The following is a 23887-nucleotide window of genomic DNA, read 5'->3' as shown; positions in this document are numbered from 1 at the left end:
TCAGGCGCCTTCGCCGTCGCCTTGAGGTGGGTCAAGGGTTTCTAGGACCACTTCAGCCACCCGCTTCATGGTGGTTCGACGATCCATCGCGGCACGCTGAATCCACTTGAAGGCTTCCGGCTCGGTCAAACCCTGCTTGGCCTGGAGCAGGCCTTTGGCTCGCTCGACAAGCTTGCGTGTCTCCAGGCGGTCAGACAGCGTCGCCACTTCACGTTCTAGCGCGCTAATCTCGCTGAAGCGGCTGACAGCCAACTCGATGGCCGGGATCAAGTCTCCGATATTGAAGGGCTTCACCAAATAGGCCATCGCCCCGGCATCGCGTGCCCGTTCAACCAGGTCTCGTTGACTGAAGGCGGTCAGCACGACGATCGGCGCGATGCGTTTACTGGCTATCTCCGAAGCTGCGTCAATACCGTCTCGTCGCGGCATCTTCACATCCATGATCACCAGATCGGGCTTATGGAGCTCCGCCAGTTCCACGGCCTCCTGGCCGTCTCCGGCCTCGCCTACGATGTCGTACCCCTCCTCTCGCAGCATCTCGGCCAGGTCCATTCGGATGAGCGCTTCGTCTTCCGCGATCAGGACCCGGCGCGGCACAACGGCATCGGCGTCGGTGGTGGGGCGGGTCATGACCAATATTGTGTCGTGAGCGGCTTGGACCGAGAACCTCGGGGGCGGTCAGCACCGAGAATCACGGGGATCCTCTATGGTAGGAGGCTGCTCTAATGTTTGAGGCCTCATCAAAACGGACCAAGCCCTCGTATCCCAACTGGCAGAGGAAACGGACTCAAAACCCGTCCAGTGTGGGTTCGAATCCCACCGAGGGCACCACGTGAACAGGCCGAGGCCGTCCCGCAGAGTCACTGAACATGGAGCTAAACCTCGAGCTCACCGATTAGGCTTTGCCTCGTGGCGAGGAAGAAAAGCGGTGACCGATCTGGTGCGCCAGATCGGTCACGGCGGCCCGACTGCGTCGCCGCAGTACGTGCTCAAACCGATGCTCCCAAACACCACTACGCCGAAGGAGTCGCAAGACGTCAGCGCGTACTTACCATCGCGGCCTGGCTTGCGGTGATGGCTAACGCGAGCTTCGTGCTCGTGCAGCTGCTCTCCGGGGTCGGGGTGTGGCAAATCGCGTTAATCAACATCGTCACCGGGATAGTCTTCGCGTTCGTCCCCCTCCTGCACCGCTTTGGGGAACTAGTAGCACCGCTGACATTTGTCGGCGCGGCTTATGTAGCGATCTTCACCATCGGTTGGACGGTAGGCACTGGTGGCGGCGCTCAGCTCTACTGCCTGGTAGGAGCTTGCCTGGTGGTGCTGCTGGTAGGTTTCGAGCGCATCGCGTTGGCGGCCGGATTAGCCGCCGTTTCGGCCGGTCTGTTGATCGCCCTGGAGTTCCTCGCCCCCCATAACACCGGGCTTCAACCAGCCTGGGTGGTATCGGTGAGTTTCGTATTCACCACAGTCTCCGCCTGCGTGATGGTGGTCGCCACACTCTGGTATGCGCTGCGTGACACAGCCCGTGCCGAGGCGATGATGGAAGCGGAGTACGAACGCTCCGAGGCCCTGTTGGCCAACATGCTGCCCTCGAGCATCGCAGCGCGGCTCAAGGACCCGCAGCGGAGCGTTATCGCCGACAAATATGACGACGCCTCGGTCCTATTCGCCGACATCGCGGGCTTCACCGAGCGTGCCAGCAGCACCACGCCAGCCGATCTGGTGCGGTTCTTAGACCGCCTCTACAGCGCTTTCGACACGCTGCTGGACAAGTACGAACTGGAGAAAATAAAGGTCAGCGGCGACTCTTACATGGTGGTCAGCGGCGTTCCGCGACCGCGCCCCGACCATGTCGAGGCGCTGGCAGATTTTGCACTCGACATGGCCGCTGCGGTGGCCGCCCTCGAGGATGCGCGCGGTTGGACGGTGCCAATCCGAATTGGTCTGGCCCGGGGTCCCGTGGTAGCCGGCGTGGTCGGTTCACGCAGGTTCTTCTACGACGTGTGGGGTGACGCGGTCAATGTCGCGTCCCGGATGGAATCCACCGATTCAGTAGGGCGGATTCAGGTGCCCGAAGCCATTTACGAACGCCTGAAGGACAACTTTGTGCTCCAGGAGCGCGGCAACATCAAGGTCAAAGGCAAAGGCGTCATGCGCACCTGGTACCTCGTCGGCCGCAAGGCTGCCGATGGCGCTGGCGAGTTGGTCACCGAGCCGCACACCGCGCGCGTCTGACTAATTCCACCATTCGGGTCGACCGGCAAATCCTTTGCTAGGACGGTGGCGTATGTCACACTTCGTTCATGAAAAGCATGGAAGAGGCCCCGGTCCCAAGCTTGTTGCCGCATTTGTGGAAGTCCACGCTGCTATCCGGAATTTTGTCGCTGGTTCTCGGCGTACTGGTGCTGGCCTGGCCGGGGATATCCGTCCTCGTTGCCGCGGTCGCGTTTGGTTTCTACCTCCTGATCACCGGTGTCGCGCAGGTCGCGTTCGCGTTCAGTCTTCAGGTTTCAGCGGGCAGTCGAATCCTGTTGTTTGTCAGCGGGGCGGCATCGCTGATCCTGGCCGTGCTTGCGTTCCGTCACTTCGGCGACGCAGTTCTGTTGCTAGCTATCTGGATCGGCATCGGGTTCATCTTCCGCGGTGTCGCTACAACCGTGTCTGCCATCAGCGATCCGCTACTTCCCGCACGCGGATGGTCGATATTTATCGGCGTGATAAGCCTGATCGCCGGCATCGTGGTGATGGCATCACCGTTCGAGTCGATCATCACCCTGGCGATCGTCGTCGGCATCTGGCTCGTGGTCATCGGTGTCTGCGAAATCTTGTCGTCATTCGGTATCCGTAAAGCATCGAAAACACTCGTCGAGACCGGCCAAGGACGCACCGGCTAGGCCTGGCCGCTTCGCGAAAACCACTGCTGCCCCTGCCTGGTGGCCACGCCGAGATCACGCAAAACCGCACTATGCACCACGGATCACGAGGACCGACAGCATACGCAGTGGCGTTCTGTCACTCCCCCTACTACACTGCGTCGTAATAAGTATGACCCCCGTAAGCCCGGGAGATGACAGATGAATGTCGTCGATATTTCGCGGTGGCAGTTCGGCATCACGACCGTCTATCACTTCATCTTCGTGCCGCTCACCATCGGTCTTGCACCGCTGCTGGCAGTGATGCAGACGGCGTGGGTAGTCACCGACAATCCCGCCTGGTACCGGCTAACCAAATTCTTCGGCAAGCTGTTCTTGATCAACTTCGCCATCGGCGTGGCAACCGGAATCGTGCAGGAATTCCAATTTGGGATGAATTGGAGCGCCTACTCGCGGTTTGTCGGGGACGTTTTCGGCGCCCCGCTCGCGATGGAGGGCCTGGCTGCCTTCTTCTTCGAATCCACCTTCATCGGGTTGTGGATATTCGGGTGGAATAGGCTGCCCCGGCTAGTCCACCTAGCATGCATCTGGATCGTCGCGATCGGGGTCAATGTTTCCGCGTTCTTCATCATTGCGGCAAATTCGTTCATGCAGCACCCGGTCGGGGCGCAGTACAACCCGGTCACCAAGCGCGCTGAACTGAACAGCATCGTTGCGTTGCTCACCAATAACACTGCGCTCGCAGCGTTTTCCCACACTGTCGCGGGTTCATTGCTCACCGCGGGAACTTTTGTCGCTGGGGTGAGTGCCTGGTGGCTGGTCCGTTCGAAGACCGCCACCGTTGATCAAGGCACCCAGGCAATGTATCGGCCAGCGGCCATCCTGGGATGTTGGGTTGCGCTGGCGGCCACAGCCGGCTTGCTCCTCACCGGCGACCACCAAGGCAAGCTCATGTTCGCCCAACAGCCAATGAAAATGGCATCGGCGGAGTCGTTGTGCGACACCCAGACCGATCCGGAATTTTCCATACTGACAGTCGGCAGACAGAACAACTGCGACAGCCTAACCCGGGTCATCGAGGTGCCCTATGTGCTGCCGTTTCTCGCCGAGGGCCGAACCAGCGACGTGACGCTGCAAGGCGTCCGCGATCTTCAACAGCAGTACCAACAACGATTCGGACTAAACGACTACCGCCCCAACCTGTTCGTCACCTACTGGTCATTCCGGATCATGATCGGGTTACTGGCGATTCCCGTGCTGTTCGCGTTGATTGCCCTCTGGCTCACTCGCGGCGGCCGAATCCCGGAGCAACGGTGGTTCTCCTGGCTTGCGCTGCTGTCCATTGCCGCCCCTTTCCTGGCCAGCAGTGCTGGCTGGATATTCACTGAAATGGGGCGGCAGCCATGGATTGTCGCCCCTAACCCAACCGGCGACCAACAGGTTCGGCTCAACGTCGCCGAAGGAGTCTCCGATCACGCACCGGTGATCGTCATCATTTCGCTGGTGACTTTGACTCTGGTCTATGCGGTGCTTGCCGTCATTTGGTTTTGGTTGCTCAAACGCTACATCGTCGAAGGACCACAGGACCACGACGCCGAACCGACCGCGCCTGCCGCACCGAGTGACGACGAGGTGGCGCCACTGTCATTCGCGTACTAACGATGAGGAGCTGACCGGTGGGACTACAAGAGCTGTGGTTTGTCATCATCGCCACGCTGTTTTTCGGTTTCTTCATACTCGAGGGTTTCGACTTCGGCGTGGGAATGCTGATGGAGCCGCTGGCTCACGTCGGCGCAGGCGATCCGGAAAACCATCGGCGCGCCGCACTCAATACCATCGGCCCGATCTGGGACGGCAACGAAGTCTGGCTGATCACCGCCGGTGCCGCCATGTTCGCCGCTTTTCCCGGGTGGTATGCCACCGTGTTCTCGACGCTGTACCTGCCGCTGCTGGCGATCCTCTTCGGCATGATTTTGCGCGTCGTGGCCATCGAATGGCGCGGAAAAGTAGACGACCCGAAGTGGCGGGCTTGGGCCGACTTCGGTATCGCCGCCGGGTCGTGGCTGCCCGCCGTGCTGTGGGGGGTGGCATTCGCGATTCTGGTCCGCGGGCTTCCGGTGGATGCCGACGGTCACGTCAACCTGGCAGTCGGCGATGTTCTCAGTGCCTATACCCTGCTCGGCGGTTTGGCTACAGCTGGATTGTTCTTGCTCTACGGCGCAGTTTTCGTGGCGCTGAAAACCGCCGGACCGATCCGCGACGACGCATACCTTTTTGCCCGGCGTTTTTCGCTTCCAGTAACGGGCATAGTTGCGGTATTTGGACTCTGGACGCAATTGGCGCACGGCAAGAGCTGGACCTGGCTGGCCCTGGGGGTAGCGGTAGTCGCTCAGACAACGGTGGTGGTCCTGGTGTGGCGGCGCGCATCCGACGGCTGGGCGTTCGTCTGCACACTGCTAGTCATCGCAGCGGTGGTGGTTCTGCTGTTCGGTGTGCTCTACCCGAACCTGGTCCCGTCGACGCTGAACAGCCAATGGAGCCTGACGATCTATACCGCCTCGTCGACCCCTTACACCCTCAAGATCATGACCTGGGTGACCGCGCTCTTCGCGCCACTTACCGTGGCATACCAAGGGTGGACGTATTGGGTTTTCCGGCAACGGATATCAGCCGAGCGAATACCGCCGCCGATCGGCCTGTCGAGGCGTAGGTCCTGAGCACGAAGAAATCGACCGCGCGGAGTCCCCTGGACCCGCGGCTGTGGCGGCTGTCTGTCGCGTTGCGCCGCTACCTGGTGGCCACCGTGGCATGTGGGGTGCTGATCTCTGGATGTGCGATCAGCTCGGCGATTGTGCTGGCGGACATCGCCGCGCGCGTCATCTCGAATCCCGCGGGGCGCCCGCTGGCCGAATGGCTAGGGCCCATGTCGATCCTGTCTGTGCTGTGGGTTGTCCGCGCTGCAACGCACTGGCTGCAAGCACGGCTCGGTCAGCGCGGAGCCACCGCGGTCATCGCCGACCTCCGCGATCAAGTACTGACGGCCGTAACAGCTCGGCAACCTCACGAACTGGCGGCACGTCGTGACGCCGCCGCACTGATCGTTACCCGCGGCTTGGACGGCCTACGCCCCTACTTCACCGGATACCTGCCCACTTTGCTACTAGCCGCGATACTCACCCCTGCCACTGTTGCGGTGATCGCGGTTTACGATCTCAAATCGACAGCGTTGGTAGTGATCACGTTGCCGTTGATACCGATCTTCATGGTGTTGATCGGGCTGACGACCGCTCAGCGCTCGGCGGCCGCTCTGGCCGCAATGACCACACTGCAGGCCCGGCTGCTGGATTTGATCGCCGGTATCCCGACGCTTCGGGCGCTGGGGCGCGCTTCCGGCCCCGAATACCGCATCGCAGAACTGGGCGCCGCCCACCGACGCTCGGCGATGGCAACGCTGCGGATTGCTTTCTTGTCAGCCTTGGTCCTCGAACTGCTGGCCACGCTCGGCGTGGCGCTGGTCGCAGTCGGTATCGGTCTTCGCTTGGTGTTCGGAGAGATGAGTCTGACAACTGGTTTAACAGTGCTTCTGCTAGCACCCGATGTCTACTGGCCGCTGCGCCGAATCGGCATGGAATTCCATGCTGCTCAAGATGGCCGAGCCGCCGCCGACAAGGCATTCGAGCTAATCGACGATCCTGTCACCGCCACCCCGGGATATCGAGCAGTCGCCGCCCGCGGCGCGACGATTTGCATCGAAAACCTCAGTGTCGTAGCCCGCGACCGCCGTTCCCCGGACAATCTGACCGCAATCATCGAACCGGGTCAGGTAACAGTATTTACCGGCCGAAACGGCGCGGGAAAAAGCACCACTCTGCAGGCCATCGCCGGGATCACTGCTCCCTCGTCAGGACGAGTCACCGTAGCCGGAGTCGACGTCGCGGAGCTGGACCGCTCCGGGTGGTGGAGCCAGATTGCCTGGCTGCCGCAGCGCCCGGTGCTTGTACCGGGAACAGTACGAGAGAACCTCAGCCTGCTCGGCGACGTCGAAGATCTTGAGAACGCCTGCACAGCAGCCGGATTTGATTCCGTGCTGGCTCGGCTACCGGACGGTCTGGATACTGTGCTGGGCAGCGGCGGTGTTGGGCTCTCGTTGGGCGAACGACAGCGGCTTGGGCTGGCCAGGGCGCTCGGATCACGCGCCCCAGTGTTGCTGCTCGACGAGCCCACCGCGCACCTTGACAACCATGCCCAGGCCAGAGCGTTGCGCGCTATCGTCGAACGAGCACGCGCAGGAGCGACCGTCGTGATCGTTGGCCACCGCAAGCACGTCGTCACGATCGGCGATCACGTCGTCGAGGTGGCTTCAGACGGTGAGGTTCGCTGTGCGCCAGTCTGATCTGCTGGTGGTCTCGACTGCCCTGCTACGACCTCGGCTACCGCGGATTCTGATCGCCGTCGCGCTCGGTGTGCTATCGCTGGGCAGCGCGCTAGCGTTGGCCGGGGTTTCGGCATGGCTCATCACACGCGCCTGGCAGATGCCACCTGTGCTCGATCTAGCCATCGCGGTTGTGGCGGTGCGGACCTTCGCGATTTCGCGGGGGCTGCTGCGCTATTGCGAGCGACTAGCTACCCATGACACCGCACTCCGCGCGGCCAGCACAGCACGTGTCCAGATCTATCATCGGCTAGCGCACGGACCAGCAAACAGCGCTATCCGATTGCACAGCGGCGACCTGGTCGCGCGAGTTGGAGCTGACATCGATGCCGTCGCCGAAGTCCTGGTCCGTGCTGTGGTGCCGATCTGCGTCGCAGCGGTGCTGGCGACGGCTGCAACAGCTGTTGTGGCAGTCGTTTCGCTGCCGGCCGGCGCGGTGCTGGCGGTTTGCCTACTCTTAGCCGGCGCTATCGCGCCCCTGCTTGCCGGAAAAGCTGCCGCCGCGCAGGAAAACATTGCCCGGCAACACCGGTCTGAACGGGATAATTCAGCACTGCTCGCGCTCGAACACGCGCCGGAGCTTCGTGTCGCCGGTGTCCTGTCCGGTCTCATCGATGAGTCAAAGCGGCGCCACCACATGTGGGGCGCGGCCCTCGACGCCGCCGCACGGCCGGCTGCGATCGCAGAGGCAATGCCTACTGTGGCTATCGGTGCCAGCGTCCTCGGTGCATTAGTGGCCGCGATAGGCATGACAAACATGGTCGCGCCTACCACCCTAGCCATCCTGATGTTATTGCCGCTGTCCGCATTCGAGGCGACAGTTCCGCTGCCGGCCGCCGCGGTACAGGTGACACGGTCCGGGATCGCGGCTCGTCGTCTGGTCGATCTGGCTGGGACCAACCACGACGAACCGGGCGAAGACGCACAGCTGCAGCCACTGCCCACGAGCACCGGCCGGCTGAAGGCAGATGTGTGTTGCGGTCATCCGCAGGGCCTATCGAACCAAGCAGTTGTCGATCTAATCCCGGGTGCCCGGCTGGCCGTGACCGGTGTGAGCGGTTCCGGCAAGACGACCCTGTTGATGACACTTGCTGGCCTGCTGCCACCGCTGCACGGACAGGTGACGCTCGACGGAACCGACGTGAACTGTTACGCCGAGAATGAATTGCGCAGCGATATAGGATTTTTCGCTGAAGACGCACACATCTTCGCCACTAGCGTCCGAGACAATCTGCTGGTCGCCCGCGGCGATTGCTGCGATGACGAACTAACCTCGGCGTTGAACGAAGTGGGCCTGGGCAAATGGCTAGTCAGCCTGCCCGAAGGGTTGTCGACAGTGTTGGCCGCTGGAGCGAAAGCGGTTTCGGCAGGCCAGCGCAGAAGGCTGTTATTAGCCCGAGCAATGCTCTCTCCCGCGCGAATCGTGTTGCTTGACGAACCGACCGAGCATCTCGATGAGGCCGACGCCGATCTCCTACTAAGAAAACTGTTGAACCCCGCAGCTGGGCTGATAGCAGATACGCGGACAGTGGTGGTGGCTACCCATCGGCTGCCCAAAGATTTGAGATGCGCCGAGTTTCGCGTCCCTTTAGGCGGCGTGACACTCGAACGCGTTGCCGCCGCGGCACAAGCGCCCGCGACAACAACATGAACGACAACGAAACTCCGTGAAGCGTATGCGCTGATGCATACCACCCGCGGCTTCCACGAGACAGAACTCGCGCAGGTTGTCCTATCCGGTTCCGGGTTGCACGGGATCTGCTGCCATTGCTTGTCTTTGCAAGGTATCTCGCGATGACGTGAGGGCCATCTGTCCGGAGTTGCCCTGCATTTTCGGTAAGGAGGTGCCTCGATCTGGAATCGTCTGCCGGATCTGATCTGCACTTGCTGCGCGTCGCCGCTCCGATGTCACCCACATTTATTGAAGGCCGGGGGGAACGACCCGATGTTCGTCGACCACCAATTGGGGCACGGGGATGCGTTCCGTAAAACGGACCTACCATGGGGCGCGGTGTCGAGCCGGTATGGCAATTGATGGGTCAGCATGTCAGAGTCGATGCTGATGCCTTCTCGGACCCTACGCTACCCGTAATCAGTAGGTCGCGCCGAAGCGAGATGTCTTCGTTTAGAGCGTTGCTGTGCATAGGTGATTTACTTTCTGACCGTTTTATCATGGCTGGCTGTTTGGTCTCGGGGTTGTAGGTGGTGGTTGCGATCGAGGCGATGCAGGACTGGCGTGTTCCCCGTGAATGAGTCCAGCTTGTTTTAGAGTCTCGTGGCCCTAAACGTGGGCTGGAAGGGACAAGGAAATGGCTGGTCGTAAGAGGTATGCCGCCGAAGACATTGTGCGCAAGCTGCGCCGAGCTGATGAGCTGGCCGCCGGCGGCAGCTCCGGTGAGCAGATCGCTGCCGAGCTGGGGGTATCGGCGGCCACCCTGTACAACTGGCGCCGAGCCTACGGGGGAATGGATCTCGATGCGGCCCGCGAGCTCAAGGAACTGCGCGAGCAAAACGGGCGGCTCAAACGGCTGTTGGCCGAGGCCGAGCTCGTCAAAGACGCCCTACGTGAGGTGGCCAAGGGAAAATTTTGAGCCCAGCCGCCAAACGCCGCGCCGTGGACATGCTCACAGAAGTCAAGGGCATCTCAGAACGGTTGGCGTGCCAAGCGGTTGGGCTGGCCCGCTCAACCTACCGACGTGTCCGTATCGACCAGACCCCGGCGGACCCGGATGCCGATCTGCGGGCCTGGCTGCGTTCCTACGCCCGCAAACACCCCTGTCACGGGTTTCGCCGTGCGTGGTCGGCGTTGCGCTACGACGAGCATCACCAGGTCAACAAGAAGAAGATCCACCGGCTGTGGCGCCAAGAGGGACTGCAAGTCGCCGTCCGCTCCCCACGCAAACGTGGTGGTGTGCCCTCAGTGCCGCCGATCATCGCCGATGCCCCCAAGGTGGTGTGGGCGCTGGATTTTCAGTTTGACTCCACTATCGACGGCAGGTCGGTCAAGATCGCCTCGATGCTCGATGAGCACACTCGCGAGTCGCTGCTGGACATGACCGCACGCTCCATCACCGCCGAGGCGCTGGTCGACGAGCTCGAGCGAGTGTTCACCACTGCCGGGGGTCCGCCCACGGTGCTGCGCATGGACAACGGGCCGGAGCTGATTTCTCAAGCGTTGCAGCAGTTTTGCGACGGAAAAGTCGGGCTGACCTATATCCCCCCAGGTCAGCCCTGGAAAAACCCCTACATTGAATCCTTTAACAGCCGCTTACGAAAGGAGTGTCTGAACCGCAACTACTGGACTGACCTGCTCGAAGCCAAGGTGGTGATCAGCGATTTCAAACACGAGCACAACCACCGCCACCGCCACTCATCGCTGGGTTATCGCACTCCGGCCGAATACGCTGCCCAATGCAGCCACACCCATCACCCCATAGCCTGCGACATCAACTAAAATCCAGATCAACAACAACCTGGCTCTAATTCCAGGTGGACCCGATATCGGGGACCAGCCAGGACGATAGCGGCAATCGTGCCGATGAGAACTAATCCTGCCCAGGTCATTTCGCTGACTCCGATCTGTCGGGCTAGCGTCATGAATGAGCCAGTGGCCAGGTTGCCGACCAGGATGCCGACGCCAACGATTGTGTTGTAGAACCCGTAGTGGGTGGCCACGAGCCGGCCCTGGGCCAGCGCCATCACGGTATCCATCTCGAAAGGGAAGACTGCGGCCGCGCCCACGGCCAAAATTGCTGCAGCCACTAGTAGCGCGATGACTGCTGGAATGGCTCCGACGCGTTGTTCGTCAGGGATTACGGCTAGCGGGACAAAAGAGAACGCCAGGATGGCGATCCCGATTGTCAGGCTGCGCCCGGGGCCCCAACGCGCGGCGAACCATCGAGTGATTCCTAGTTGCCCGCCGACTGCGACCAAACCGGAAACGACGAATAGCGCTGCCACTAGCAGGGATTCGTGCTGCGGTGACAAAACGGCCGCCTGCAACGGAAAGGCAAGATAGATCTGGAAGGACAACACGTAGGAGCCGATCATTGCCACAGCGAACAGCAAGAAGGACCGATTGGCCACAACGATCCGCCAGTCGTGGAGTACCGATGTATTCTGCCGCGCCGGCTCGGCGGGGTGCTGGGGCAACGCAAACAATTGAGCAAGAGTCAGTAGTGCGAAGACGGCGGCGGCGCTGGCTGCGGTGATACGGAATTCGCAGGACATCAGCGCCAGTCCGATGACTGGCCCCAACAGGATGCCAGCCTGGTAGAAGACGTTGAACACTGCGAACGCTTCGACACGCCGGTCTCTGGCTTCGGCGGCGAGGTAGGCGCGAACCGCCGGGTTGAACAACGCGCCCGCGAAACCTGTTGCTGCCGAAGCGATAAGAACCGCGGTCAATGAGTGCGCGACGACCAACAAGGCGAAGCCGCCGGTGCGCAGCAAACAGCCCACCACAATCAAGGGCTTGTAACCTAGCCGGTCGGCGAGTGTGCCTCCGACGATGAACATTCCCTGCTGGGAGAAGTTGCGCACGCCAAGGACCAGACCGACAGCCCAGGCGGCCAATCCGAGTGGGCCCGCCAGGTAGCCGGCCAGGTAGGGCATCAGCATGTAGAAGCCGACGTTGATGCCGAACTGGTTGATCATCAGCATCCGGCTGGGCACGTTGAAGCTGCGGAATTGGGACACCATCCCCATCAGCGGATGGTGCGCTTCGAGTTTACAACGGCTGTGCAGCGAGTCCAGGATTCGACAATACGCTGGCCGGGATGGGTGATGACTGCCGGTTCAATCAGTGGAACATGAGTGATTAGGTCGTGTTTCTTGCAGTAGTCATCGTTGTAGACCGTGTCGAAGTAGCGGTGTGGGCCGTCGGGAAACACCGCCGCGATCGTGGTGTCCGGTGACGCGGTTCGGGCTACCCACTCAGCGACCAGGCCGACGGCGCCTACGCTCCAGCCGCCGCTGACATGGTGAGTGGCCGTCAGGGAGCGACAGACCCGCACGGCTTCGGCCGGTGCCACCCAGCGCACCTCGGCGAACGCCGGGTAATCGACGTTGTGGGGATAGATACTTGACCCCAAGCCCCGCATGAGTCGCGTGGTGGCGGGTTGGCCGAATATGGTCGAGCCGACCGCGTCCACTCCGATCAGCCGCAGGCCGGGATTGACGTGGCGCAGCACGCGCGCTACCCCGGCCGAGTGCCCACCCGTGCCCACCGAACAGACCAACACGTCGACGTGGCCCAGCTGGGCAAGTAACTCCAGCGCCAGCGGTCGGTAGGCGTCCACGTTGTCCGGATTGTTGTATTGGTCGGGACACCAGGCGTGCGGGTCGGCGTCTAGCAGTTCAGCGACCCGGTAATTGCGGGCCTGTTGCCAACCGCCGACGGTGTGTGGCTGGGTGACCACGTCGAGATCGACACCGTGTGCCCGGAGCATGCGCTGGATGATGGGTTCCATGCCCGTATCGGTCACCACGGTCACCGGATGGCCGTATATCGCGCCGGCCAGCGCGAGCCCTAATCCCAGTGATCCACTGGTGGACTCGATGATTCGGGCCCCCGGTGGTAGATCGCCGCGGGCGCGGGCGCGGGCGACCATGTGCATCGCGGGTCGATCTTTCATGCTCCCGCCCGGGTTAAAGCCTTCTAGCTTTGCCCAATAGCCGTAGTCGCGGGTGCTTGATGGCGCCGAGATCCACAACATTGGAGTGTTGCCGATCAAGGCGTGAGCCCGGCGATTCTTGCCAGGCGGTGCTGCGCATCGGGCGACAGCGGCGCAGGGTTGCTGTGGGCGAGGTGATGCGAGGGTATCGGTGGACAGGAGATGATTCATTGATTCGCCGCTTCTGTGTGGGTGGCCGCGACAAAGAGCGCGGCCATCGAGGGCTAGATCAGCGAGCATGGGCCGTCATGACAAGACAAGACGGCGTGACGCGGATCAGTCAGCGGCGAGCGACACAAAACCGGGTCAAGAGATCTCGACCGGTGAAAGCAGAATCCAGCGCAGCCGGCGGGCCTCGTCCAGCCGGCGCCACACGTTGGGCCAGCGAACTTGCGGCGGCAAGCGACATCACCACGAGGACGAGGGCGGCTACACCACTGGATGGCGATTTCGGGGCGATCACGATCGGAAACGGTCCGTGGTCTGGGTGCGACGAGTCGTTGGCCAGCTGCGGCTGGGCGATGGTCAGCGGGAAGGCACTACCCGTTGGGGCAACCACGATGTGTGGTCGGTGAGTTATCCGAGACGCTGGCCGCAGCACGTCGGTGTGGGTGGCGATGGCAAGCATTCCCACCGTTGCCACCACGGCGACCAACGATCGCCGCGGTAATCGCCAAAATGCCCGGGCAAATCTCACGATTCCTCGATCCTAGACCAGCAGTGCGAACACGGTAAGCGCTAGCTCGTCAGTAGCGGCCAGCGACGATGATCGCCGTCGATGATGAAGGCGTGGGTGTGCTGCATGCGCCCGCCGTCGATGGCGATAGCGTCGCCGAGATGTGTGCGGTCGGTGGTGGCGACGTCGTGGATGTGGGTCAGCTCTTGGGGATCACGGCGTGGCCAGAGTATCAGCGCGGTGACCGCGCCGGTGACAGCGATCATCCCGAGGATGGTCCATGTTGTGGTGAACCCGGCCAGAGTGGCGCCCCATCCAGCAATCGGATAGGTCAACAGCCAGCACAGGTGTGACAGTGAGAACTGCGCGGCGAATACCGCGGGTCGATCCCCCGGAGTCGACGAACGCCGCAACACCCAACCTACCGGGGTCAGTACCAGGCTCATGCCGGCTCCGATGAGCGCCCAAACCGCCAAGGCGGCGATCCACCGCCGGTCGCCAACGGTCACCGACAGAGCGATCGCACTGGTGGCGCCGACCACCAGTAGTGCCGCCCCGGCCGCAATGACGCTTCGCTCGGGCACTCGCTGCAGCACCGACGGCAGCACCAGCGCGACGAACATCGCGCCGGCGCCGGAGGCGGCCAGCAGCCAAGCCACATCGACCCGGGTGCGGCCGAGGGCGTCTTGGACGTAGTTGACGGTGTTTACCATGACGATCGACCCGCAGCCGGCCACTACCAGGTTCAAAGCCAACACACCACGCAGCCGCGGGGTTGCTGCGAAGATTCGGATCCCGGCGGCGACGCGCTCCCACGCGCTGTCGCGCGGATTGGGTATGGAATCGGGAATGCGGGTGCTCACGACCATTGCCGCCGACAGCAGGAACCCGACTACGGTGCCGACGAACAGCCAATGAAAACTCATCACCGTGAGCAGTAATGCGGCCAGCACCGGGCTGAGCAGACTTTCCATCGTGGAGGCGAGTTGGGATGCCGAGAGAGCCTTGGTGTAGTCGGATTCGTCGGTCACCACATCGGGGATGACTGCCTGAAATGTCGGTGTGAATGCCGCTGATGCTGATTGCAGCACTGCGATGAGCCCATAGATCTGCCACACCTGATCGATGAACGGCAGCGCCAGCACCACCGTGGCCCGGAGGAGATCCAGACCCACCAGCATCAATCGCCGCGGAACCCGGTCGGCATGCGCCGCGGCCACCGGCGCCACGAGTACATAGGCGATCATTTTGATCGCTAGCGCCGTTCCGAGCACCGCGGCGGCGTCGGCCCCGGCCAGCTGGTAGGCCAGCAGTCCCAATGCCACGGTCGTGAGGCCGGTCCCGAACAAGGCGACCACCTGTGCCGCGAACAGGTGCCGATAGTCACGGTAGCCGAACAACGTCATGCCCATTTCTCTCCTGCTTTGTCGGGTCACGGCTTCGTCGTCGCTGGTGTGCTCTTCGGGGCGGGTCAACGAGTCCCGTGGCGGTGAACTCGCTAGCTCAGCGAGCCAGTGGCGAGCTCGGACGCGCGCTAGTTCTCGGCGTTGTTTGCCTGCCGCTGGGCCAACGGACGCATCGTGGCGTCTGCGCGGTGATGAGCCGGGGGCATGCTCGGCGTTGAATACTGCATCGGTCACCAGCTGACGGACATGCTCGTTTTCCACGTTGTAGAAAATCGTGGTGCCCGACCGGCGGGTGCACACTAGCCGGGCCATCCGTAGCTTGGCCAAATGCTGAGGCACCGACGGCGTAGGTTAGCCCACCCGCTCGGCCAATTCATTGACCGACAACTCCTCGCCGGCCAGCGCCCATAACGGCTGAATCCTGGTCGCGTCAGCCAGCATTCGGAACACCTCAACAATCAGGCCGGCGTGATCATCATCCAGTTGGGGCTGGTCCATATCTAAGTACATACGAAGATAGTAACTTACGCAGATAATTTGGCAGAAGGCCCGCGCGAGCCAATGTTTTATTGGAAATGATTGTCATCTTTAGCAAGCTTCGAGCTCGGTGCTCGCTTTCTGAAGGAGTGTTGCGATGTGTTGGCGCTTGTGCCGCCGCGCGGACTGGTGGCTGCGACGGCCGCCCGTCTGGATGGCGTCGCCACCTGAGGCGCATTCGGCGATGCTCGGCAGCGGCCCGGGCCCCGGCCCGTTGCTGTCAGCCGCGGCGGCGTGGTCTGCGCTTAGCGCCGAGTACGTCTCGGTGGCTGACGAACTCACCGCCCTGCTGGGCTCCGTGCAAGGTGGGGCCTGGCAGGGCGCAAGTGCCGGGCAGTACGTGGCCGCCCACGTGCCGTATTTGATGTGGCTGATGCAGGCCAGCACCGCCAGCACCGAAGCGGCCGTGCGGCACGAAACCACGGACAGCGCCTAAGCCGTCGCGTAGGCGGCCATGCCGTCGCTGCCCGAGCTCGCCGGCAACCACGCCATCCACGGGGTTCTGGTGGCGACGAACTTCTTCGGGATCGACACCATCCCCATAGCGCTCAACGAGGCCGACTACGGCGGATCTGGATCCAAGCGGCCGCCACGATGGCGACATATGAAGAGACCCCACCGAGCGACGCTTCCCCGGCCGAATGCAACGGAGAGCGCTAATAATGGGATGATGCGCACCGACATTCTCGACGCGAACCGTACCGCCGGAATTGCCACACTGCTGGTCGCGGCCTTTATTGGATTGGCAGGCGTCGCCAATGCAGACCCGGCCGGGCAGATGTACGGCGATCCCGAAGCTGCCGCCCCCTACTGGCGCTACCAGCGCCAAGAAGACTGTGGCCTGATGGCTGTCGCCGACGTGGTCGGCCAGCTCACGGGGAGAGAACCCACCCAAGTCGGTATTCAACTGCGCAGCGCATTCACCAGGAGTGAAGTCCACCGCGGCGCCATCTATCGCTTCGATGGCACCTCGCCCGAAGACTTGGTCGTGCTGCTGCAGAAGTATGGCGTCACGTCCAACCTCACGACCGGCAACACTATGGAAGCACTAGAACAAGACCTGGCCGACGGTCATAAAGTGATAGCCGCAGTCAACGCCGAAACCATTTGGAATTCTCCCCCGGGCGAGGGACAGCGGACCAGCGCCGACCATGCGGTCGTCGTCACCGGAGTAGACACCCGCACTGACATCGTCCATCTTAACGACAGTGGCATCCCAAGCGGTCGCGACGAGCAGATCCCCATGGCTACCTTCACGGAAGCCTGGGACACCGGCGATGACCTACTTATCGTGACATCGGCCGCACACTGAGAAGGCCGGCCCACCGTCCTGGCGACGCGGGTCGGGATTTTGCAACTACCGGAGATCTTCTCGGCTCATCAATTCCAGTCACGGATGCGACGAATACAGCAGTTGCCTCCTTACTCCAACTGGTGTGAGCGCGGCGGTTCCTGGTCACCGCTGTAGTCGCTGGCTGACACCATCTGTTTTGTGTTCGGCACCCGGGAAATACTTCAGGACGCCTTCTTGCACGACCGTGGCGACGAGCTTCCCATCGCGATCGAAGAAATGCCCACTACCCAGCCCCCGCGAATCCGCGGCGACCGGCGATGACGTTGCATAGAGAAGCCAGTCATCGAAATTGACCTGCCGATGAAACCACACCGAGTGGTTAGTCGATGCGGCAAAGATGCGGTCGAAACCCCAAGACAATCCATGAGTAGTGATCACCGAGTCAAGCACGGTGGTATCCGAGGAGTACAACATCGTAGCGGTGTGCAGCACCGGGTCCTCGGGCATCACACCCATAGCCTTGACCCAGACGCGGTTGTAGGGCAGTCGATCTCCCTTCTCACGCATCACCCAGGCCGGATCGTTGGTGTAGCGCCATTCGATCGGTTGCAGTGCGTTGGCGAAATGCGGAACGGTCTGTTCGTAGCCGCGGAGCAGCTCGCCAATGGTCGGGCGAGTTTGCGGTTCGGCTACCTCCGGTGGATCGACAGCGTGCTCAAGCCCGTGGCCGCCGGACATGTACGAAATCATCGCTGAGGAAAGCAATATCCCATCTTGCACGGCGTCGACGCGTCGGTTGGCGAAGCGACGCTCGTCGCGCAGCCGCAGCACGTGAAATTCGATGTCTTTCGTGGTGTCGCCGCCATTGATGAAATGCACCGAGAAGGCGCTCGGCGGTAAACCGTCGCGGACCAGCGTGCGACTGCCTGCAACGAATGATTGCGCCATGAGCAGCCCGCCGAATGTCCGCAATGGGTTCTTGCTGGGATGAGAACCCACGAACCTGTTGTCGCCAAGGCGATTGAGATCCAAAACCGCCAGCAACTCGCGAAAATCAGACGTGGTTTCGTCGCGCGTGGTTGGTTCGTCGCCAGCGCACACGGGCTCGGCCTCCTCAGGGCTCAATTGCCCGGCTCCTCAGCTGCTCGCTAGGCGACCGGCAGCTTGGCATGGCTAAACGTCGTCCTCACCGATCCGATGCACATGGATCAGGTTGGTTGAGCCTACTGTGCCTGGCGGCGCACCCGCGACGATGACCACCAGGTCGCCGCGCTTGTATCGGCCCAGCCCCAGCAGCGACTTGTCTACTTCGCGGATCATGCCGTCGGTGGATCTCATGTGCGGGACGATGAACGTCTCGGTGCCCCAGGTCATGGCCAGTTGACTGCGGACCTGAGGCAGATCGGTAAAAGCGAGCAGCGGCAGCGGCGTATGCAGCCGGGCCAAACGTCTTACGGTATCGCCGGACTGGGTGAAAGCGACAAGAGCCTTGGCGTCGAGCCGCTCGCCGATGTCGCGAGCGGCGTAGGAGATCACTCCCCGCTTGGTGCGCGGTACATGCGTCAACGGCGGAGCGGCAGTCGAGTTTTCTTCAACCGCGCACACGATCCGCGACATTGTCCGAACCGCCGCCAGCGGGTACTTACCGACTGAAGTTTCACCCGACAACATCAGTGCGTCTGCGCCGTCGAGCACCGCGTTGGCAACATCCGAGGCTTCGGCCCGGGTCGGCCTTGAGTTCTCGATCATCGAGTCGAGCATCTGGGTCGCCACAATGACCGGCTTAGCGTTTTCGCGGGCTATTTGGATGGCCCGCTTCTGCACGAGCGGAACCTCTTCCAGCGGCAGCTCGACACCAAGGTCGCCACGAGCCACCATGACGGCGTCAAACGCCAGCACGATGGCCTCAAGATTGTCGATTGCTTCGGGTTTTTCCAGCTTGGCGATCACCGGGACCCTCCGGCCGATCCGATCCATCACCTCGTGGACGAGTTCCACATCAGAAGGCGAGCGGACAAATGAAAGCGCGACCATATCCACGCCGAGGTTCAGAGCGAAGGTGAGATCCTCGATATCTTTTTCCGACAGGGCGGGAGCAGTTACGTTCATCCCGGGCAGCGAAATCCCTTTGTTATTGCTGACCGGACCGCCCTCGACGACGGTGCACACGACATCGTCGCCTTCTATTGCGTCGACGACCAAACCGACCTTTCCATCGTCGACCAAGACCCGGTCGCCAGCAACCGCGTCCTTCGACAACCTCTTGTAGGTGGTAGAAACGCGGTCGTGGCTGCCCTCGCAGTCCACAACCGTGATCCGGACGGTTTCACCATCCGCCCAGTAGGTAGGCCCGGCAGCGAAGCGTCCCAGCCTGATCTTCGGGCCCTGCAGATCCGCCAGCACTCCGACTGCGCGCCCGGTAGCGTCCGAGGCCTTACGGACTTGCTCGTAGGCGGCCTCGTGGTCGCTGTAATTGCCGTGGCTGAAGTTCATTCGGGCGACATCCATCCCGGCTTCGACCAGCTCCCTGAGCAAGTGGTCCTGCTGGGTGGCGGGCCCAAGAGTGCAGACGATCTTCCCGCGTCTAGTCACGACGACAAAGCATAGTCGCGGCCACCGGCCTTCTAGGCGCACCTCTGGGATAACGACGCATTGAACGTTCGGTGTCGAGCGATGTGTGCGGTTTGGCGCACTGTCGGAGTTCCCAGGCGACGTCGTTGGGGAAGCCGCTACTTGGCTGGCAGTGGTGCAGTTAGCCGCCCAGGACGGTCGGCAACAGCGGGAATCCGGGAAGGTTACGCAGCACCGTCCATGCGATCACGCTCAGTGCGACCATGACCGACATCGCTACCGGAAACGATCTTCGACTCGTAAAACGGCGAAACAGGAACCAAACCGCGAGAATCGGGATCCCGACAAGCAAGAAGACATTGTCGTTGATACTGGCCGCTAGATCCCCGTGCAACAGATCGTGGGTCATCCTCAGGCCGCCGCAAGCGGGGCAGTTCCAGCCGGTGAGCAATTTGAACAGACATTGCGGATACAGCGACGTGCTGCTGTGCGGATCCACGAGGCCGACGTATCCAAGAGCGCCACCCAGGATTAGCGCGGTACCGGCAGCGCCGTAAAGGTGACGACGCGCACCGTTTTGATGCCGCTGCCCGCTTCCAGCAACCCCGTTGGCATCCAACGCGCGATGCTCGAAAAGTGGTTGACCGGCGCCAGTACGCCCGCCAAAAGGAACAGATCGGTCAAAGTGAGGACGCTGCGCCGAATCTTGCGGGTAAGCCGGGTACTCGGACGAATACTCGGGAAAATGTGGTGTCAACGAGTGAGAAGCTTGAGCCTCGCGCCACCGCTGGTCCGCCACATTCTCAGGATGCCAGATTCACGCCCATCTCGCCGCGGGCCGGCCAACCCAGCTAGTTGACCTCCGGCTCGGGCTGCTCATCCGGTTCCTGCGTGTCGTCGTCGGATACCGGAGCCAGTTCGTCTTGCTCTGCAGCAGACTCGTCGACCCGCTCAGCCGATTCCGCAGACTCCCCCGACCCCAACTCCGCACCGACCCCAACCTCAGCGACCCCCGACCCCGCCTCAACCTCCGGCTCGGGCTGCTCATCCGGTTCCTGCGTGTCGTCGTCGGATACCGGAGCCAGTTCGTCTTGCTCTGCAGCAGACTCGTCGACCCGCTCAGCCGATTCCGCAGACTCCCCCGACCCCAACTCCGCACCGGCCCCAACCTCAGCGACCCCCGACCCCGCCTCAACCTCCGGCTCGGGCTGCTCATCCGGTTCCTGCGTGTCGTCGTCGGATACCGGAGCCAGTTCGTCTTGCTCTGCAGCAGACTCGTCGACCCGCTCAGCCGATTCCGCAGACTCCCCCGACCCCAACTCCGCACCGGCCCCAACCTCAGCGACCCCCGACCCCGCCTCAGCCTCCACCTCGACCCGCTCAACCGACTCGGTCGTCGCCGAAGCCACACCCACGACCGCGACCTCAGAGGTAAGCGCAGGTGCACACGACTCATCAGCAACATGATCTCGGCCGCGCAAGGTTGCCGGGTCCTCGCGCCCCTTGGGCGCCAGAATGACGTAAACCACGGCCCCGATTAGCACGAAAGTCGATGTAAATGAATTGACTCGGATGCCGGCAATCAGTGTGGCGGTGTCGTCGCGCAGCAGCTCGATAAAGAATCGGCCCGTGCAGTAGCCGGCCACATAGAGACCAAACAGTCGCCCGTGGCCGATCACGAACCGTCGGTCCAAGTAGATCAGCACAACGAAGACCAAAACGTTCCACAGCAGTTCGTAAAGGAATGTCGGCTGCACGACGAACGCCAGCTGTCCCGTCGAGACGCCGTCGAGCGAGCGAACATCTACGAAACCAGCGGGGTCACGACGATAGAAGATCTCGAGGCCCCAAGGCATCGCGGTTTCCCGGCCATAGAGCTCTTGGTTGAAGTAGTTCCCGAGCCGGCCGATCGCCTGCGCCAAAATGACTCCCGGCGCAAGCGCGTCGAGAAACGCCGGCAGCGGGATTCCGCGGCGGCGGCAGCCTATCCAAGCACCGACCACGCCGAGGGCTATCGCGCCCCAAATACCCAAGCCGCCGTCCCAGACCCGTAGGGCCGCGGCCATTCCGGCACCATCTTGACCGAAGTAGGTTTGCCAGTCGGTGGCCAGGTGGTAAAGACGGCCACCAACCAAACCGAATGGCACACACCACAAAGCGATGTCGTAGACCACGCCGCGCTCGCCCCCACGGGCTACAAATCGGCGGTCGCCAATCAGCAACGTAACCAATATGCCTGCGATGATGAAAAGTGCATAGGCGCGAATAGGCAGGGGGCCGAGATGCCAAACTCCGCGGGGCGGGCTTGGAAAATACGCCAGGAAGGTCGTCGTCATACAGGCATCCTCAGGCGCACGCCGGAAGCCAGTTCCTCTGTCAGGGCGCGCAAACTCGGTAAACCATCCCCTAACGCCGACACCAGCGCAGATCCAACGATGACACCATCGGCGTAGTTACCGATCTGCGCCGCCTGCTCCCGCGACCGCACCCCTAGACCTACGCCGACAGGGATATCGGAGACTGCCTTGACCCTGCCTACCAGCTCGGGTGCGGCCTGCGATACGGCATCACGTGCCCCGGTCACTCCCATCGTCGACGTCGCGTAGACGAACCCGCGCGACGCCTCGACGGTGGCTGCAAGTCGCTCAGGCGTCGATGAGGGCGCCACCAGAAAAACCCGATCCAAGTGGTGCTCGTCGGATGCCGCCAGCCACTGCTGGGCCTCATCGGGAATGAGGTCGGGAGTGATAATGCCACACCCTCCAGCTGATGCCAGATCTCGGGCAAATGCGTCAACACCATAGCGTAACAACGGATTCCAATATGTCATCACTACAGCGCTACCACCGGCTAGGCTAATCGCCTCAACTGCAGCCAGGGTATCGCGCACTCGTACTCCCCCACGAAGCGCAACCTCGGTTGCCCTCGCGATAGTCGGGCCGTCCATACCAGGGTCAGAATACGGAAGTCCAACCTCGACGATGTCGCAACCGGATTCGACGAGCGCCTTCATTGCGTCCACCGACGTTTGCAGGTCGGGATAGCCGGTAGGTAAGTAGCCGATCAACGCCGCACGGGCCTCTTCTCGACAAGAATCGAAAAGCGGCCCTAAAACGCTCGCTTCGCCCTGTTCCACAGTTATCACCGGCTCAGATCTAGTTGTCCAGCAGCCCAAACCACTTGGCGGCTGTCTCGACGTCCTTGTCACCACGACCCGACAGATTCACCACTATTACCGCGCCCCTCCCCAACTCGACCCCCAGTTTGAGGGAGCCAGCCACTGCATGAGCGGATTCAATGGCTGGGATGATGCCTTCCGCGCGGCTCAGCAGACCAAATGCTTCCATCGCCTCTGCATCGGAGATCGGGTGATACTCAACACGTCCCAGCTCTTTCAACCACGCATGTTCGGGCCCCACTCCCGGATAGTCCAAACCGGCTGAGATCGAATGAGATTCGATAGTCTGGCCGTCCTCGTCCTGCAGCAGGTAGGAGAACGATCCCTGGAAAGCGCCAGGCGCACCCCCGGCAAACGTTGCTGCGTGCCGTCCTGTCTCGACGCCTTCGCCAGCCGCCTCGTAACCGACCAACCGAACCCCGGCGTCATCAAGGAAATGATGAAAGATACCAATGGCGTTGGACCCTCCACCAACACAGGCCACGACAGCATCGGGCAGCCTACCTGCCTGATGCTGGATCTGTGCGCGTGCCTCCGCACCGATGATCCGCTGAAAATCACGCACCATAGTAGGGAAAGGATGCGGTCCGGCCGCAGTGCCGAAGCAATAGTAGGTTTTGTCCGCGTTGGTGACCCAGTCTCGGAACGCCTCGTTGATAGCGTCCTTCAACGTTTGCGAGCCAGTGTCAACCGAGACGACTTCGGCCCCCAACAGTCGCATTCGCGCCACGTTGAGAGCCTGGCGCGCGGTATCCACCGCCCCCATGTAGATCACACAGTCCAGACCCAGTAGCGCGCATGCAGTAGCGGTAGCTACCCCATGCTGACCGGCACCGGTCTCGGCGATCACCCGAGTTTTGCCCATCCTGCGAGCCAACAACGACTGGCCAAGAACGTTGTTGATCTTGTGGGAACCAGTGTGGTTCAGATCCTCTCGCTTGAGGAAAATTCGCGCTGACCCGGCATGCTCACTGAGCCGTTTCGCTTCGTATAGTGGCGAAGGCCGACCCGCATAGTGCGCTTGCAAACCATCAAGGGTGCTGAGGAAATCCGGATCGCGACGTTCCTTTTCGTAGGCGGCGGTGACCTCCTCGATCACTGCCATCAGCGCTTCGGGTACATAGCGACCACCGTAGCGGCCGAAATGGCCACCAGAATCCGGATCGTGGCGAGTGGGTTCGGCGACGGCGGCACTGGTCCTGGGGATATCCGGGTGGGAAAGGTCTGCCATCAACAAGGCTCTAA

At 61.9% G+C, this 23887-nt stretch carries 20 protein-coding genes, 1 tRNA gene and 2 pseudogenes; 10 read left to right on the top strand and 13 right to left on the bottom strand.

The window, feature by feature from the left end; all coding sequences use genetic code 11:
* On the bottom strand, positions 1-630 hold the full coding sequence (locus ACO07W_RS19510; RefSeq protein ID WP_421845299.1) for an ANTAR domain-containing response regulator: 630 nt from the start codon (positions 628-630) through the stop codon (positions 1-3).
* Positions 631-754: 124 nt separating this feature from the next.
* Here ACO07W_RS19510 and ACO07W_RS19505 point away from each other — a divergent pair.
* The 8 genes from ACO07W_RS19505 (at position 755) to ACO07W_RS19470 (ending at position 10759) form a co-directional block, all read left to right on the top strand.
* Positions 755-831: transfer RNA gene (locus ACO07W_RS19505), tRNA-Leu, on the top strand.
* Between the two features lie 78 nt (positions 832-909).
* A complete protein-coding gene (locus tag ACO07W_RS19500) occupies positions 910-2235 on the top strand; it encodes an adenylate/guanylate cyclase domain-containing protein (protein ID WP_421845298.1) in 1326 nt (441 codons plus the stop codon).
* Positions 2236-2303: 68 nt separating this feature from the next.
* Entirely contained in the window at positions 2304-2894 is a 591-nt protein-coding gene (locus ACO07W_RS19495) for an HdeD family acid-resistance protein (protein ID WP_421845297.1), read from the top strand.
* Between the two features lie 180 nt (positions 2895-3074).
* The gene (locus ACO07W_RS19490; RefSeq protein ID WP_421845296.1) at positions 3075-4532 is read left to right on the top strand and encodes a cytochrome ubiquinol oxidase subunit I; all 1458 of its coding nucleotides are present in this window, start codon (positions 3075-3077) and stop codon (positions 4530-4532) included.
* 17 nt (positions 4533-4549) lie between these two features.
* On the top strand, positions 4550-5590 hold the full coding sequence (cydB, locus tag ACO07W_RS19485; RefSeq protein ID WP_421845295.1) for a cytochrome d ubiquinol oxidase subunit II: 1041 nt from the start codon (positions 4550-4552) through the stop codon (positions 5588-5590).
* Between the two features lie 86 nt (positions 5591-5676).
* Positions 5677-7266 (top strand): thiol reductant ABC exporter subunit CydD, encoded by a 1590-nt coding sequence (gene cydD / locus ACO07W_RS19480; RefSeq protein WP_421846117.1) that lies wholly within the window; start codon positions 5677-5679, stop codon positions 7264-7266.
* On the top strand, positions 7241-8956 hold the full coding sequence (gene cydC / locus ACO07W_RS19475) for a thiol reductant ABC exporter subunit CydC (protein WP_421845294.1): 1716 nt from the start codon (positions 7241-7243) through the stop codon (positions 8954-8956). Before cydD ends, cydC begins: the two co-directional genes overlap by 26 nt.
* Before the next feature lie 658 nt (positions 8957-9614).
* Positions 9615-10759, top strand: a protein-coding gene (locus ACO07W_RS19470) for an IS3 family transposase (RefSeq protein ID WP_421840069.1) whose coding sequence is annotated in 2 segments (ribosomal slippage) — positions 9615-9882 and positions 9882-10759 — 1146 coding nt in all. Because the reading frame shifts where the segments join, the coding sequence is not laid out codon by codon here.
* A gap of 8 nt (positions 10760-10767) precedes the next feature.
* Here ACO07W_RS19470 and ACO07W_RS19465 read toward each other — a convergent pair.
* The 5 genes and pseudogenes from ACO07W_RS19465 to ACO07W_RS19445 form a co-directional block, all read right to left on the bottom strand.
* Complete coding sequence (locus tag ACO07W_RS19465; RefSeq protein WP_421845293.1) at positions 10768-12012, bottom strand: MFS transporter; 1245 nt, start codon at positions 12010-12012, stop codon at positions 10768-10770.
* On the bottom strand, positions 12012-13151 hold the full coding sequence (locus ACO07W_RS19460) for a PLP-dependent cysteine synthase family protein (RefSeq protein ID WP_421845292.1): 1140 nt from the start codon (positions 13149-13151) through the stop codon (positions 12012-12014). Before ACO07W_RS19460 ends, ACO07W_RS19465 begins: the two co-directional genes overlap by 1 nt.
* A 109-nt stretch (positions 13152-13260) precedes the next feature.
* Positions 13261-13623, bottom strand: coding sequence for a hypothetical protein (locus ACO07W_RS19455; RefSeq protein WP_421845291.1), 363 nt, complete (start codon positions 13621-13623; stop codon positions 13261-13263).
* 95 nt (positions 13624-13718) lie between these two features.
* Positions 13719-15068, bottom strand: a complete 1350-nt coding sequence (locus ACO07W_RS19450; protein WP_421846116.1) for an MFS transporter — start codon at positions 15066-15068, stop codon at positions 13719-13721.
* 156 nt (positions 15069-15224) lie between these two features.
* A pseudogene (locus ACO07W_RS19445) lies at positions 15225-15572 on the bottom strand (ArsR/SmtB family transcription factor); the annotation flags it as partial.
* A 181-nt stretch (positions 15573-15753) separates the two neighbouring features.
* Here ACO07W_RS19445 and ACO07W_RS19440 point away from each other — a divergent pair.
* Positions 15754-16208: pseudogene (locus ACO07W_RS19440) on the top strand (PPE family protein); the annotation flags it as partial.
* Complete coding sequence (locus tag ACO07W_RS19435) at positions 16204-16911, top strand: C39 family peptidase (RefSeq protein WP_421845290.1); 708 nt, start codon at positions 16204-16206, stop codon at positions 16909-16911. The pseudogene ACO07W_RS19440 and the gene ACO07W_RS19435, both read left to right, overlap by 5 nt.
* A gap of 144 nt (positions 16912-17055) precedes the next feature.
* Here the strand turns inward: ACO07W_RS19435 and ACO07W_RS19430 are convergent, their stop codons facing one another.
* The 7 genes from ACO07W_RS19430 to trpB all read right to left on the bottom strand — a co-directional run bounded on the left by ACO07W_RS19430 (position 17056) and on the right by trpB (position 23873).
* A complete protein-coding gene (locus tag ACO07W_RS19430; RefSeq protein WP_421846115.1) occupies positions 17056-17994 on the bottom strand; it encodes an acyl-CoA thioesterase II in 939 nt (312 codons plus the stop codon).
* 72 nt (positions 17995-18066) lie between these two features.
* Complete coding sequence (pyk, locus tag ACO07W_RS19425; protein WP_421845289.1) at positions 18067-19485, bottom strand: pyruvate kinase; 1419 nt, start codon at positions 19483-19485, stop codon at positions 18067-18069.
* A 160-nt stretch (positions 19486-19645) separates the two neighbouring features.
* Positions 19646-19996 carry a DUF2752 domain-containing protein gene (locus ACO07W_RS19420; RefSeq protein ID WP_421846114.1) on the bottom strand — a complete coding sequence of 117 codons (351 nt, stop codon included), beginning with the start codon at positions 19994-19996 and terminating at the stop codon, positions 19646-19648.
* Positions 19996-20148, bottom strand: a complete 153-nt coding sequence (locus ACO07W_RS19415; RefSeq protein WP_421846186.1) for a hypothetical protein — start codon at positions 20146-20148, stop codon at positions 19996-19998. Before ACO07W_RS19415 ends, ACO07W_RS19420 begins: the two co-directional genes overlap by 1 nt.
* Before the next feature lie 167 nt (positions 20149-20315).
* On the bottom strand, positions 20316-21800 hold the full coding sequence (locus ACO07W_RS19410; RefSeq protein WP_421845288.1) for a prolipoprotein diacylglyceryl transferase: 1485 nt from the start codon (positions 21798-21800) through the stop codon (positions 20316-20318).
* Positions 21797-22609: a tryptophan synthase subunit alpha gene (gene trpA / locus ACO07W_RS19405; RefSeq protein WP_421845286.1), complete on the bottom strand. Its 813-nt coding sequence runs from the start codon at positions 22607-22609 to the stop codon at positions 21797-21799. Before trpA ends, ACO07W_RS19410 begins: the two co-directional genes overlap by 4 nt.
* A gap of 10 nt (positions 22610-22619) precedes the next feature.
* On the bottom strand, positions 22620-23873 hold the full coding sequence (trpB, locus tag ACO07W_RS19400; RefSeq protein ID WP_421845285.1) for a tryptophan synthase subunit beta: 1254 nt from the start codon (positions 23871-23873) through the stop codon (positions 22620-22622).
* Positions 23874-23887: the final 14 nt, after the last annotated feature.

Source organism: Mycobacterium sp. (assembly GCF_965230835.1).
Classification (GTDB): Bacteria; Actinomycetota; Actinomycetes; order Mycobacteriales; family Mycobacteriaceae; genus Mycobacterium.
The sequence above is the reverse complement of the archived record's forward strand: the minus strand, read 5'-3'. Positions and strand labels throughout refer to the sequence as shown.